Here is a 13,947-nt window from a genome sequence, read left to right as displayed (position 1 = left end):
TTTTATCAATAAAATAGCATTTTTTATTGATAAAACTAGGTTTTACCTCTACAAGGCTTGATATAAATATGAAACCTTTTGTTACTCAAAAGCTTCCGATTCAAAAGTTGGATTGGGAAAAATTATTGCCTTGGATCACCCAAGCGACAGGGTCTCTTGCTGAATATAAGGGCGCCCTTTATCGCTTGCCGCATGTCGAAGTTTTATTGGCCCCTTTGATGAGTCAGGAAGCGGTGCTTTCTTCTCAAATTGAAGGCACTCATGCGACTTTGAGTGAAGTGTTTAAGTTTGAAGCTGGGGATGAGGCAGTTAGTGAAACCAAACGAAATGATATTCAGGAAATTTTAAATTATCGATCGGCTTTGCAAGCGGCTAAAGAAAAAATGAAAACGCATCCTTTTTCTTTGAATTTATTATTACACTTGCATGGAATTCTTTTGGACAGTGTAAGAGGATATAACAAAAATCGGGGAAATTTTCGTAAAACACAAAATTGGATTGGTCGACCGGGAAGCACTTTAGAAAATGCGCATTTTGTTCCACCCGAAGCTCATTTATTGCCCGAGTATTTAGATAATTGGGAAAAATATTATCATGCTGACGAGCGCGATGTGCTAGTGCAATTGGCTACACTTCATGCGCAGTTTGAGTTGCTGCATCCTTTTTTGGATGGTAATGGACGGTTAGGGCGCATTCTCATTCCTTTGTTTTTGTATGAAAAGAAAATTTTGCCCCAACCACTTTTTTATCTTTCTGATTATTTAGAAATTCATCGTGAAACTTATATGGATCGGCTTCATCAACTAGGTCAAACGAATCAATGGGAGGATTGGGTTGTTTTTTTTATGAAAGCGATAGCTCATCAATCCAAAAAGAATTTAAAAACAATTTATCAAATCGTAGATCTTTATGAGAGTTTGAAGGAAAGAGTGTTAAATCTAACACGATCGCGATGGGCGATTCCGATGTTAGACCAAATATTTAAACAACCTATTTTTCAAAGCCGTATTTTTCGTAGAGGAAGTCATGCGCCTAGCGCTCAATCTATTTCAGTTTTGTTAAATCTTCTCATCCAAGAAAATATCTTAAAGATCCTTAAAAAGGGAAAAGGAGGGAGAAGTGGTAATGTTTTTGTTTTGTCTCCGTTAATTGATTTATACGAAAGTAGAAGCGAGTAATAAATTGAAACAGTGGGATAAAATTTTTTTATTGATCGAGGAAGGCATTACTAATCAATGGCATTCTGGCGCTCAGGTTTATATTTCTTACCGCGGAGAAACGGTTGTGGATTTTGCGGTGGGCGAGCGAAGTGAAGGGATGGCTTTGCAATCGCAAGACAAGATGTTGTGGTTGTCATCGGGCAAGCCGATTCTGGCGGTTGCGATAGCGCAGTTGTGGGAAAAAGGAAAAATGGATTGGGATGAGCCGATTGCGAAAAGTTGGCCAGAGTTTGGACAAGGGGGCAAAGAATCTTTAACAGTGCGCCATTTGTTGATGCATACTGGAGGAATGCGTGGGACGGATTTAATCGCATTTGAAAATTTATCGTGGGCGCAGGTGTTGGAAAAAATTTGTCACACTCCGCGTGAGCCTAATTGGATTGCTGGCGAGAAGGCGGGCTATCATCGTTCGGGAAGTTGGATAATTTTAGCTGAGTTATTGCAACGCGTGGTGAATCAAAACTGGCAAGATTATATTCGAGAAAATATTTTTTTGCCGGCAGGAATGTTTCATAGTCATATGGGTTTATCTCGACAAGAATTGGAGAGGGAAAAAGTGGGTGAGATGTTTGATACCAGTTTGCAACCGCCTCAGATTCATGCCAATCATTCTGTTGAGAAAATGGCGTTGAGCTATAAGCCGGGCAGCAACGCATTGGGACCGATTCGAGAACTGGGATTTTTCTACCAAGCTTTGATACAAAATAAAATTTTGAAAAAGGAAACTTTGGATTATTTGATCGCTCGACATCGGAAGGGAATGTGGGATCATACGTTTCGACAAAATATGGATTGGGGATTAGGTTTTATGCTGAACGCGATTGAAGCCGATTTTGTGGACAAACCTTATCATTTTGGTCGTTACGCTTCAGAAAAAGCGTTTGGTCATGCTGGTGCGCAATCTTCTTTTGGATTTGTGGATCCGGCTTATGATTTAATCGTAAGTTGGGTTTTTAACGGAATGCCTGGCGAAAAAGTGCATCATGAACGAACCACAAAAATGAATGAAGCAATTTATCAGGATTTAAGTTTAGATAAAAAATGAGTGCATCATCTCCTCGTCCGACCGATTCTTCTCCGGAAGAAATTGAGAAAGTGCTTGCGACCAAACAAGGTGTGGTGAGCGCGCACGTGGATGTGCCAGGCGAAAAAGTGGAATTGGATTATGATCCTAAAGTGATTTCGGATGCGGAAGTAGAAGCGCTCATTAATCATGTGGCTCCTGCTGTCCAAAAACATTTTAAAAAATATATCATGCGCTTGACTGGTAGGGCCGCTGAAGCCACAGCGATGCGTTTGGAAGATAAAGCCAAAAAAATTCCTGGCATCAAACGCGCTACAGCGACTTTCTTGGGAGGTGTCATGAATGTGACTTATGACACTTCGATTTTGCAACCTTCGGAAGTGATTGAAAAGGTTAAAAAAATTGGCGCGCCGGTTAAGCCATATGAATTTTTAATTACGGAAGAAAAAGTTTGGTGGAAAAAAATTTTCCATCGCGAAAATGTAGAAATTTTTTTCACCTTTGGCACTTTGATTTCATTAGGTTTGGGATGGCTTGCTCTGCGAATCGGCTGGTCTTCCTTGGCGCAAAGCGTGTGTTATGTGTTGGCCTATGTGTTTGGCGGTTATTTTGGAATTCAAGCGAGTTGGCAGTCGTTAAAAGAAAAAACGGTTAACGTCGATTTGCTCATGCTTTTGGCGGCGTTGGGCGCGGCTTATGTTGGAGCGCCTCTGGAAGGTGCTGTTCTACTTTTTTTATTTTCTTTTTCCAATGTGTTGCAGGGTTACGCCATGGATCGCACGCGCAAAGCGATTCAATCGTTGATGCAACTTCGGCCTGAAACAGCTTTGGTTCGTCGCAATGGGAAAACGGAAGTGTTGCCTATTGAATCTTTACAGATAGGAGATCGCGTGATTGTTCGGCCCGGAGAAAGTGTTCCTTTGGACGGCGAGATTGTTGAAGGGTCAAGCGACTTTGATGAATCTTCGCTCACGGGCGAGTCGATGCCAGTTTATAAGGAAATGGGGCAGCACGTTTTTGCAGGTTCGATTAATCAAACCGGAGCGATTGAGTTTCGTGTTACACGTTTAGCTAAAGATTCGACTCTGGCCCGTTTAATTCAACTGGTTGAAGAAGCGCAAAGTGAACGAGCTAAAACGCAACGGTTTTTAGATAAGGCGGAACAATTTTATGCGTTAGGCGTGATTGCCTTTACCATCGCTTTGATTGTGATTCCAACATTGGTATTGAAAGAGAATTTTTCTTCCACTTTTTATCGCGCGATGACGGTGATGGTAGTGGCTTCACCTTGTGCTTTGATTATTAGCACACCAGCGTCGATTTTGTCAGCGATCGGGTGCGCAGCAAGAAAAGGAGTTTTATTCAAAGGTGGCGCACATTTGGAACGCTGTGCGGAAATTAAAATTGTGGCTTTGGATAAGACGGGCACGTTAACGGAAGGCAAACCGCGTGTTACCGATGTGGCGACAATCGGAAAAACCTTGAATTTTCCCGGTGCAAAAAGTTGCGATGAAGTGCGATTGTTGTCTCTGGCGGCTTCTGTGGAAGCGAAATCGGAACATCCTTTGGGCCAAGCCATTCTCAAGGAAGCACAAAGTCGATCTTTGCAATTATTTGAAGCAACCCATTTTCAATCCATTTCTGGAAAGGGCGCGAATGCCACAGTGAATGGGGAACGTATTGCTGTGGGAAGTCCACGATTTTTTGAGCAGTTTCATTGTCCGGAACGTGAGGTAGCTTTAAAAGAAGTAGCGCGTTTTCAAGATGAAGGAAAAACGGCAGTGTTGGTGGGGAAAATTTCTGAAGATGGCGCAGTGGCTTCTTTGTTGGGTGCGATAGCGATTGCAGATGTTTTGCGCGAAGACGCGCCCAAAGTGGTGCAACAATTAAAAGCCTTGGGCATTAAACAAGTAGTGATGGTAACGGGGGATAATCCACGCGTTGCGGCAGCGATTGCGCGTCAGGCGGGAGTGGATGAATTTTACGCAGATCTTTTGCCGCAAGATAAAGTTTTGGTTTTGCGTGATCTCAGAAAGTTGGGTGAGGTGGCGATGGTTGGTGATGGAGTTAATGACGCACCAGCTCTAGCATCGGCTTCGATTGGTGTCGCAATGGGCGCTGCGGGAACGGATGTGGCGATGGAAACTGCGGATGTGGTTTTGATGAGCGACAATTTAAAAAATATACCTTTTGCTATTCAATTGAGTCGTCAGGCTAAAAAAATTGTATATCAAAACCTCACTTTTGCGTTGGGTGTTATTGTTGTTCTCGTTATTTCTGCACTAGGTTTTCAACTGCCTTTGCCTTTGGGAGTGGTTGGGCATGAAGGAAGCACGGTTTTAGTTTGTTTAAATGGCCTGCGTTTGCTTGCGTTTCGGGTGAAAGATTAAATTTTTCGAAAAAATTTAAAAAATCAACAAATTTGTTTGACAGGAGTGCAGAGAGAGAGTAAATTACCTGCGTCATGAGCCAAAACTGTGTTATAACACGCAAAAAGTTCATAAGTTTAACGGGATTGGCATTGTTGGGAGCGAGCGCCGGTGGCATTCAATTTTTAAATCGTGGTAAAGTGCGCATTCGACCTTTATTAGGTAGAAAATATAGCGAGTCCTTTTTGAAACTGTGTGAGCGAGGACGTTTTCGCACAGCGCATGAAGCGATAAAAAGCGTCAGAGATCAAGTTACGGAATTTGAGATAGTTTTAGAGGAAAAAAATAGCCCCAGAGCTCACCGAGACAAAATAAGTTAAGATGAAAACAGAATTTCTTAATTACATTTTTTTTAAATTTCTCTGTGTGTTCCGTGGCAAAAGAATTTCGAGTGAACTCAAAACAAATAATAATTACGAACAAACCCGAAAGGGTTTACTCGTAGTTTTGCTCACTCTGCAACGTGGGCTGGTGTCTGATAAGCAAGACGCCAGTCCTTTTTTATTTTTAAATTGTAGGGCAAGCTGCCTCGCTTGCCAAATTGGCTACAGAAAACTGAAAGCAGAATACTGAGAGCTAAGCGATGAGCAACCGAAAAAGACAACGCATTCATCAAGAAGTCAAAGTGGGGTTAAGCGGAGTTGCGAAAGGTATCAATCAAAGAATCAAACAAAGAAATTATCCCGAAGCGTTGAGTTTGTTGGATAAAACGATAAGCCAAAACCAAAGCGCGGGCTGGCAAGCTAAATTATTGGCCTTGGCAGGCGATGGCGAATTTCAGCAAGGAAAATTTTCTAACGCTTTGGAGGTTTATCAGAAATCGGAGGTTTTAGCTTTAGAAGAAAACGATCCACAGAGCTGGTTTCGTGCCATCGTTGGACAAGTTCGTAGTTTGCTCAAACAGGTTCAAGTGCCGGAAGCTTATCAAGTAGCGGAAGCAAGTTGGCAAAAAGCGTTAGATTGGTATGAAAAACATCAACAGGAAATCAAAGAAGCGCAACAACAACTTTTACAAAATGGAAAATTAACCATTACCAAACGACCGCATCGACCGAGCGTCGTGGGTGCGCGGTTGGGAAAACTTTTTTTTGCAGGAAGGCGAAACTCAAAGTGCTAAGGAATTTTTTACCAAATGTTTGCAGGTTAATCCCAATGGCGGCTGTCGCGCTCGCTTGGGTTTATCGGAAATTGCATTGCGAGAAAACAATCTCTCCGAAGCCTACTTGCGAGCTACCCAAGCGCTACTTTTGGGAAAATTCAGCGCCAAAACTTTATCAGCATGGGAATTGATTATTTCCATTCGCCATCGACAACAGCAGAATGGAATTGCAGAAATACAAGAATTTCTCGATGGACTATGGGTGATTAAAAATAAAACTGTTCGAGCACGGGCGATCCTGGCCATCGTCAAAACACTCAGAAATCATCAAAATGAAAGCTGGCAAGCCATCGCCGACAGTTGGTTAAATAAAGAAGGAAACGATCATCCTATTATTGCAACAGAACTTGAAAAACTCAAACTTGTCGACGCCCAAAATAGGGGTGATTTAGAACTCGCAAGCAATTTTGCCCAAGACCTATTACGAACCTCAAGACTCAGCGCCAGCGAATACTTGAGCGCAGTTAAAACCTTAATTTCATCGCAACTCCAAACCGGCAAAAACCCAGAAATCAAAGCCTATATAGAAAAAGGAATCAATCTATATAACGACCGTTTTGGTGGCAAACTCTGTCATGGTCTCGCTGCCGTCTATCGCAACCAAAACCAACCCGACCAAGCTCGTTGGCTTTTGGAGCATAACATCAATGTTCTCAACGCAAAAAGTTCGCAATATCATAAGAGTGTTTGGGCGCTAGCAGAATTGGAAGAAGCTGAGAAAAACCACGAAAAAGCCGCAGAACTTTTTCGACAAATCGACCAAAATGAAACTGTTCCCACCCGCTTTCGCCTGCAAGCGAAAATGAATTGGATCACCAACCTCATCGCCGCAGGCCAGACCGAAGCTATCGCCAAAGCTAAAAACGAAATTCTTATCGCCGTTAACCAAATTGAAGATTGGGAGACGCTTCTAAATTTAGCTAGACAGCTCTATAAAAATGATTCTTTAAAAGAACTTGCTAACCAAATTTTTTCTAAAGGTGAAAAGTTGGCTTTGATTGAATTTGAAGACTCCATTCATCCCTCAAGAGCTATAAATATTTTATGGAGGTTGACAGCGCGTCAAGGTGATTTAGGAGCTAATGCTTCTATTGTTAATATTTGGCAATCGCTAAGCGCTGAAAAGAAAAACTGGTTGTGGTGCGACAAGGTCGAATTTTGGGAATATCTTGGTTTTGTTTCTTGGGCATATTTTGATATAGGCAACGCGAATCAAGGCAAGGCACTAGCATTATCTTATCTTCAAATTAATAATACAACGCTACTTGGACAAGTCGTTTTATTTAGCATGTTAGGTGAACGATTAACAAGAGTTAAAAATTTTGCTGAGGCTTTTCAATATTTTAAAAAAGCAGTGGCATTACAAATCAGCCACACTTACTTAATCCACGCTTATTATTGGTTGATTCTAAAATCTTATAAAAATAACGACCTTAATCAATATTTCAATTACATTCAAAAATTTAATGCATTAGCAGCATGCGCGGATCAAAAATGGCAAAAGAATTTAAGATTTAAAGTAAACCTTTTGCAGGTTGGATCTAAAAATGATGCCGAGACGGAAATCCAAGAATCACTTGCCGAATCGCTAAAAGATCATTTGGCGGTTCAGCTTTCACAAATTTGATTTATGGAAAATAAATTATTCTCAAAACTTTTGTTCTGTTTTCTTCTCGGTGGATTTTTAATCTTTGCTGGTTTTCCAGATGCAAAGGCTTGTTCGAAGATGATTAAATATTTTTATCCTGACGTGAAAGTCGAAATGACTGGAACGTGTGAAATCGATCCCTTATGGGGAACGTTCAAGGTTGTTGGGACTCAATACACACTTACTTTTGGCAATGTGTTTGTTTTTATGGCTAATAAAGACGAAGAAGCTTGTCCTGATGAATTTGATCAAACTGGCCAAATTAAACTTTGTATCCCTTAACTCTGTTAAAACTGATGAAATATATGAAAAGAAAGATCATTATACTTGGATTACTTTTATTTTGTAAGGATGGTTTAGCTGAACCAGATATTTTGCAAGAAAAGATTCAACAAACACCGGTTGCTTTCATAACACTTAATGAGTTTAATTTGCAAAATGGTAAAACTGAGATATTTCAGCTTTATGCGAATTTATTGACGAAAGATTATCGATTATTGGGGGATGCGAAATTTCAGAAACTAATCCCCAATATCCAAACATTAGAAGTGGGGAAAGCACCTTCGGAAGCGGTTTTATTAAAAGGAAAGAATTATATGAAATTACCTGGATATGGATGGAAAAGCTTATCCTCTTCTGTTTTTAGTTTTGATACAAATAAAGTAGAGGAGTTGCTTGCCTCTTTACATATTTCAACAGATAAACGGTATCAGGCTTTTAAAGATGGGGTTGTTACTAACCAGAATCCCAACGTAATACAATTTCAAGCCCAGGAGAATAGCGTTAAAAGAGAATATACTTACGAAATTAATGCAAGTGGGTTTATTCAAGCTATTTCTGCGCAGGAAGCCGGGCAATTAGTTTATTTGCAAAAAAATCAATTTCTTAAAAGTTTCGATTTTAGTGCAAATGTAGACGATCTTTCAGAAGAATCTTCGAAAGCAATACAAACTGAAGCTGAGATAAATCTTTGCAAGAAAGATGTCAAAACGTTGGGCTTTTTTGTTAAAGAGCAGGAGGGAAAATTTGTTGTTTTTCAAGTCCTGACAAGTTCTTCGGCTTATACAGCTGGCATGAGAGCAGGACAAATCTTGGAGCAAATTAATGGGACTAATGTAACCACAACAAATCTAGATCTATTATCTATAAATAGCGGAGTTATCTCTGATTCCTCTAAAAAGATATTGGTCAATGACGAAAAAGAAGGAGAAAAGCTTTTTGATCTAGAGCCCGTAATTTTAGAAAATTTTAAAAAAGGAAATGGGAAGTTTGACGTTGAAATTATTATACCATAATTTGATTTATCTCTTGTTCGGGCAGGTTAGTATGAATAGAAGAAAAATAAGTGTTGTTTTGATGTTGGCTGTATTAACCTTTAAAGGTTTTGCATCTAACATTATTGAAGTTCTAGAATCAAAAGGAAAATTAAATTCGAAAATTAGTGTTCTAGAAAACGAATTAAAAGAGAATCAAGGTATTGATTTGAAAAATCTTATTTTGGATGTTCCTGGTAAAGTCTCCAAAACTCTACGAGGCAATGTGAAAGATGAAAATATCGTTCAATTGCCTAACGAATTGATTGAGTTTAGTCCCTCCAATTTGATATCGGGCTATCTTATATTTCCTGATAAATTCTATATCTATAATCTTAATTCAGGATGGAAAAAATTGCCTCCTACTGTGACGACGATAGATTATAATAAATTAAATTTCCTTCATGTTTCTACCGATGAACGCCTTAATAATAAGGAAAATAAAATTTGGAAAAATCCAAAGAACGAAAAGGAAATTTTTGTGGAAATTAAAGAAAATGGAGAGACTAGTAAGTATATTTATTTAATGGACGACGATGGTTTTGTTCAATCAATTGTAAAGAAAATAGGTGAAAAGGTTGTTTTGAGGCAAGAAAATCAATTTTTAGATGATTACAATTTTTGCGCCGATATTGATCAAAATAGTGAAAAACTTTCCAAGACCTTTCAAGGTGAAGCAAGTGTTGAATCCTACGAAACCGATGCTAAAACAACTGGTTTTTTTATTGAAGAAAAAAATAATCAAATTCTTATTAGGCAAGTGGCTTTACAATCGCCCGCCTACCAAGCCGGCGTGCGAGCGGGTCAAGTGATTAAAAAAATTGAAGGTAGTGATGTCAAGCCTGGTGATAAAAAGTTACTTTCTCTTTTCGGAAAATCTGGGGAAACTAATAAGGTTAATATCTCAATTACTGTTCAAGACGAAGAGCAAGGCATAAAAGATATTTCGTTTGATTTAATTTTCATGGAAAAACTTATCAAAGATAATGGCAAAATGGATGTGGAAATGATTATGCCTTAGGATGGTTTGTCAGGAGAAAATTAATTTTGACAGCTTCTATTTTAAAATAGGATAAGCCTTCAAAATTTTATTGGCTACCATTTTCCCGCTAAGTAAAGCAAGGGGCATGCCGCCGCCGGGATGGACGGTGCCGCCGACGAAGAAGAGATTTTTTTGTTTGGGATGGCGAAGATAAGGTCGAAACAGTGCAGTGCGAATGGAGTGGCTAGCCCAGCCATAAAGAGAACCTTGCCAGGCGTTATCGCGTTGGATGAAATCGTGAACGGTAAAACTTTCTTGATGGAGGATATCTTCGGTTTTCAATTCGAGACCAAATTTTTTGAGGCGCTGTAGAATCACGGTTTCGTAGCCGCTAGTGGGCAAGCGATCGTAAGCCGGTGAGTTAACGAGTAAAAACCAATTTTCGCATCCTGGAGGGGCGTCTTGCGAATCGGTTTTGGAGGTGATGGAAAGGTAAATAGTAGGTTCTTGAGGAAGTTGTTTTTCTTGGGTGATGGCATGGAATTCATTGCGGTAATCATCACTAAAAAAAATATTGTGATGTGCTAATTGAGGAAAAGTTTTTTTAACTGCGAGCCAAACGATGAAGCCGGAACAAGCAAGAGGTTTGCTTTGTAAGGGTTGTTTTTGAGAATGAGAAAAAAATGGATCGTGAGAGTGAGTGTGAATGATGTCGCCGTTATGAACGATGATATCGCTTTTTATTTTTGAAATGGATTTGATTTCTTGATTGAAGTGAAAGGTGACGCCTAATTGACGAGCTAATTGATAAAGCGCTTCAGCGATGCGCGCCATGCCGCCTTTGGGATGCCAACCGCCAAAGGTAGCTTCGACGTAGGGAATAATGGCAAACGTAGCGGGAGTATGATAAGGCGAAGAACCATTATAAGTAGCAAAGCGATTGAAGAGTTGTTGCAGATGATGATCGGAAAAGAACTTTTCGTGTAATTGCGCTAAATTTTTAAATGTGGCGATTTTAGGAAAATGTCTCAGAGCGTGCCAGCGTTTTGGATGTAGAGCGCGCCACCATTCGTTGGGAGCATGATTCAGATAGGTTTCGCCAGATAGTTCATAAATGCCTTGAGCATAATTTAAGTAAGCAGCGACTTCAGGTTGTTTCCAAAAAGTTTCATCTTCATCAATCCGTGTGCCATCGCTCCAAAAATAGCGGCAAATGGGTTGTGTGGGGATTAAATTAAGATGATCTTCCAAGGCTCGATCGCAGTATTGGAAAAGTTCTTTGAAAACGTGTGGCAAGGTGAGAAGGGAAGGACCGCCATCCCATCGAAAATTGCCTTGAGAGGTGGTAATTATTTTTTCGCAAACTTTGCCACCGTAATGCCCGTTTTTTTCAACAACTTCGACACTGTAGCCGCGATGAGCTAGACGGATGGCGGTTGCTAAGCCTCCTAATCCAGCGCCTATCACAGTAACGTGCATAAAGAAGTTTTCTTTTTGCCAGAAAGTTGACAACCTAACAACTTTTTATGAGCTGGCGTCGCAAATGGAATCGTGGGGTGTCTTATGTTGTGGATGAGGTGACGATTTATTTGGTGAATCGCTTTCAGCATCGTCATTATGAGCAAGCGAGTTCTGCAGAAGAAGTAAAAGCTTATTTGGAAAATTGGATCGGGAAAAGTCATGACGCTTTTTATTGTCCTGTAGAAGTTGATTTGTTTTTGAATCTTAAAAAAGGTGTCGAACAACGTTTTTCATTTTTAACGCCGTTACCTTGTGAGTTTGAAGCGAATCATCGGGTTGTGGCTGATTTTTTTTGTGGAGGCGAGGATTGGCATAGGCCGGTGATGTTTCTTTGGCATGGGTTGATGTCGGCGAGTGATCGCGGTTATCGCAAGTGGGCACGACGTATGGCACAGCATGGATGGCATGTGATTTTTTTTCATTTACCTTATCATTATCAGCGCAAGCCGCGGGGTTATTTTAATGGCGAGTTGGCTGTAGGGCCTAATGGCATTCGCACGGTGCAGACCATTCGGCAGGCGGTGACGGAGGCGCGCTCTTTAGCGCTTTGGCTTAGGAAACAGGGTGTCACAAAAATTGGATGTTGGGGTATGAGTTATGGTGGATGGGTGGCGGGATTGATGGCGGCGGTGGAGCCGATGGTTCATTGTGCTTTATTATTGGAGCCGATTACGGATTTTGAGCATGCGATTTGGGAATCGCCTGTTTCTGCAGCGTTGCGACATCATATGGGGCAACGTGGTGTGACCCGGGAAATGGCAAGGGTGTTGGATTATTTGGTTTCGCCGCGATTTATGAAGCCATTATGTTCTCCAGAAAATTTGATTTTGTTGGCTGCGGAATGGGATCGTATTACGCCAGCGGCGCATATTGAGGCTTTGGCTAAAGTTTGGGATTGTCCGAATTATATTTGTTGTCCGCAAGGGCATGTGGGATATCAATTGATGCCGGAGGCGTTTCGTCAGTGGCAAATGCGTTTTGCTTAAAAAAGCAATTTCTCGCTTGAATTCTTTGCTCAGAACGAAAAGCATACAGAAAAGGTAAATTATGGAAAAAGAAAAGCTTTGGTTACGTTTTCAAAAATATTTTCTTGCTTATGAGGAGATCGGATTTTCGTTGGATATTAGTCGGATGAATTTTGAAGATTCGTTTTTTGAACGAATGGAACCGAAGATTGCCCGAGCTTATGAGCAGATGAAAGAGCTGGAGGTAGGCGCGGTAGCAAATCCTGATGAAAATCGTGAGGTGGGACATTATTGGTTAAGGAATTCTAGTTTAGCGCCCGATGTAACGATTAAAAAGAATATTGAAGAAACAAAAAAGGCGATTGAAGATTTTGCGAATAGAGTTCATCGAGGTGAAATTAAAAGTTCTGCGGGGCTAGCATTTAAAAACATTTTGCTCGTTGGCATTGGCGGTTCCGCTTTGGGGCCTCAGTTGATGGCGGACGCTTTGGGATCGCATCGGGACGCGCTTGAGATTTATTTTATGGATAACACCGATCCCGATGGATTTGATCGTATTTTTCATCGCTTGGAAAATCGTTTGAAAGAAACGTTGGTGATTGTGATTTCTAAATCGGGTGGCACGAAGGAGACGCGTAACGGAATGTTGGAAACACAGGCTTTTTTTGAGAAAAAAGGTGTGGCGTTTGCTCCTCAAGCGGTTGTGGTGACGGGTGAGGGAAGTGAATTGGATGAGGTGGCAAAAAAGGAAAAATGGTTGGCGCGTTTTCCGATGTGGGATTGGGTGGGGGGGCGAACCTCGGTGATGAGTGCGGTCGGGTTGTTGCCTGCTGCGTTACAGGGTTTTTCGATTCAGGAATTTTTGGCTGGCGCTGCTAAGATGGATGCTTACACGCGAGTTTCTGAGACGAGAAAAAATGCGGCGATGCTGTTGGCGCTGATGTGGTATGATGCGGGCAAAGGTTGTGGCGAAAAGGATATGGTGATTTTGCCTTATTTTGATCGGTTGATGCTTTTTAGTAAATATCTACAACAGTTGGTTATGGAATCTTTGGGTAAGGAAAAGGATTTAGAGGGTAAAATTGTACATCAAGGAATTGCTGTTTATGGCAATAAGGGCTCTACGGATCAACATGCTTACGTGCAGCAGTTGCGAGATGGATTGAATAATTTTTTTGTAACGTTTATTGAAGTCAGAAAAAAGCGTTCTGCGTCATCTCCAGAAATGGAGCCTGGGGTAGTTAGTGGCGATTATCTAAACGGGTTTTTGCGTGGCACGCGGCAAGCGCTTTATGAGAGGGGTCGCGAATCAATAACGATTAGTATTCCTGAACTTAATGCTTTTTATTTGGGCGCTTTGATTGCGTTATTTGAAAGGGCAGTTGGGTTTTATGCCTTGTTGGTGAATATTAATGCTTATCATCAACCCGGGGTCGAAGCTGGAAAAAAGGCGGCTTCTGATTTATTAAAGTTGCAGCAAAGAGTTTTTGCAGAATTGAAAGGTGGACAGAAATTAAGTGCCGCTGCTCTTTCGGACAAGTTGCAGGTGGAGCCTGAGGCTGTTTATCATCTTCTGGTGCACTTGGTTGCAAATTATTCAATAATACAGGCCACTCATTTGTTAGAGCCGGATAAAGCCAGTTTTTATTTTGTTGAGAAAGCGCTTTGAAAAGAACTTGTGAAGTG

Annotated in this window: 12 protein-coding genes; 11 read left to right on the top strand and 1 reads right to left on the bottom strand. The window is 40.9% G+C overall.

Annotated features, from left to right (window positions below; genetic code table 11):
* Positions 1-68 precede the first annotated feature (68 nt).
* The 9 genes from K1X66_01685 (at position 69) to K1X66_01645 (ending at position 9,814) form a co-directional block, all read left to right on the top strand.
* Complete coding sequence (locus tag K1X66_01685; protein ID MBX7157087.1) at positions 69-1,178, top strand: Fic family protein; 1,110 nt, start codon at positions 69-71, stop codon at positions 1,176-1,178.
* A 4-nt stretch (positions 1,179-1,182) separates the two neighbouring features.
* Positions 1,183-2,265, top strand: a complete 1,083-nt coding sequence (locus tag K1X66_01680) for a beta-lactamase family protein (protein MBX7157086.1) — start codon at positions 1,183-1,185, stop codon at positions 2,263-2,265.
* Positions 2,262-4,634 carry a cadmium-translocating P-type ATPase gene (gene cadA, locus K1X66_01675; GenBank protein ID MBX7157085.1) on the top strand — a complete coding sequence of 791 codons (2,373 nt, stop codon included), beginning with the start codon at positions 2,262-2,264 and terminating at the stop codon, positions 4,632-4,634. The genes K1X66_01680 and cadA overlap by 4 nt, the downstream gene beginning before the upstream one ends.
* Positions 4,635-4,708: 74 nt before the next feature.
* Positions 4,709-4,993: a hypothetical protein gene (locus tag K1X66_01670; protein MBX7157084.1), complete on the top strand. Its 285-nt coding sequence runs from the start codon at positions 4,709-4,711 to the stop codon at positions 4,991-4,993.
* A gap of 263 nt (positions 4,994-5,256) precedes the next feature.
* Positions 5,257-5,790 (top strand): hypothetical protein, encoded by a 534-nt coding sequence (locus K1X66_01665; GenBank protein ID MBX7157083.1) that lies wholly within the window; start codon positions 5,257-5,259, stop codon positions 5,788-5,790.
* Complete coding sequence (locus tag K1X66_01660) at positions 5,762-7,459, top strand: hypothetical protein (GenBank protein MBX7157082.1); 1,698 nt, start codon at positions 5,762-5,764, stop codon at positions 7,457-7,459. Before K1X66_01665 ends, K1X66_01660 begins: the two co-directional genes overlap by 29 nt.
* A 3-nt stretch (positions 7,460-7,462) precedes the next feature.
* Positions 7,463-7,762, top strand: a complete 300-nt coding sequence (locus tag K1X66_01655) for a hypothetical protein (GenBank protein ID MBX7157081.1) — start codon at positions 7,463-7,465, stop codon at positions 7,760-7,762.
* A gap of 23 nt (positions 7,763-7,785) precedes the next feature.
* A complete protein-coding gene (locus tag K1X66_01650) occupies positions 7,786-8,775 on the top strand; it encodes a hypothetical protein (protein MBX7157080.1) in 990 nt (329 codons plus the stop codon).
* 31 nt (positions 8,776-8,806) lie between these two features.
* Positions 8,807-9,814: a hypothetical protein gene (locus K1X66_01645; protein ID MBX7157079.1), complete on the top strand. Its 1,008-nt coding sequence runs from the start codon at positions 8,807-8,809 to the stop codon at positions 9,812-9,814.
* 36 nt (positions 9,815-9,850) lie between these two features.
* Here K1X66_01645 and crtI read toward each other — a convergent pair whose 3' ends face one another.
* On the bottom strand, positions 9,851-11,254 hold the full coding sequence (crtI, locus tag K1X66_01640; GenBank protein MBX7157078.1) for a phytoene desaturase: 1,404 nt from the start codon (positions 11,252-11,254) through the stop codon (positions 9,851-9,853).
* A 47-nt stretch (positions 11,255-11,301) separates the two neighbouring features.
* Here crtI and K1X66_01635 point away from each other — a divergent pair, with 47 nt between their 5' ends.
* Both K1X66_01635 and K1X66_01630 read left to right on the top strand, forming a co-directional pair.
* Positions 11,302-12,282, top strand: a complete 981-nt coding sequence (locus K1X66_01635) for an alpha/beta hydrolase family protein (GenBank protein ID MBX7157077.1) — start codon at positions 11,302-11,304, stop codon at positions 12,280-12,282.
* A gap of 61 nt (positions 12,283-12,343) precedes the next feature.
* The gene (locus K1X66_01630; protein MBX7157076.1) at positions 12,344-13,930 is read left to right on the top strand and encodes a glucose-6-phosphate isomerase; all 1,587 of its coding nucleotides are present in this window, start codon (positions 12,344-12,346) and stop codon (positions 13,928-13,930) included.
* Positions 13,931-13,947: the final 17 nt, after the last annotated feature.

The organism is Verrucomicrobiia bacterium, from assembly GCA_019694135.1.
Taxonomy (GTDB): Bacteria; Verrucomicrobiota; Verrucomicrobiia; order JADLBR01; family JAIBCM01; genus JAIBCM01.
This window is presented reverse-complemented; position numbering and strand designations above follow the sequence as displayed.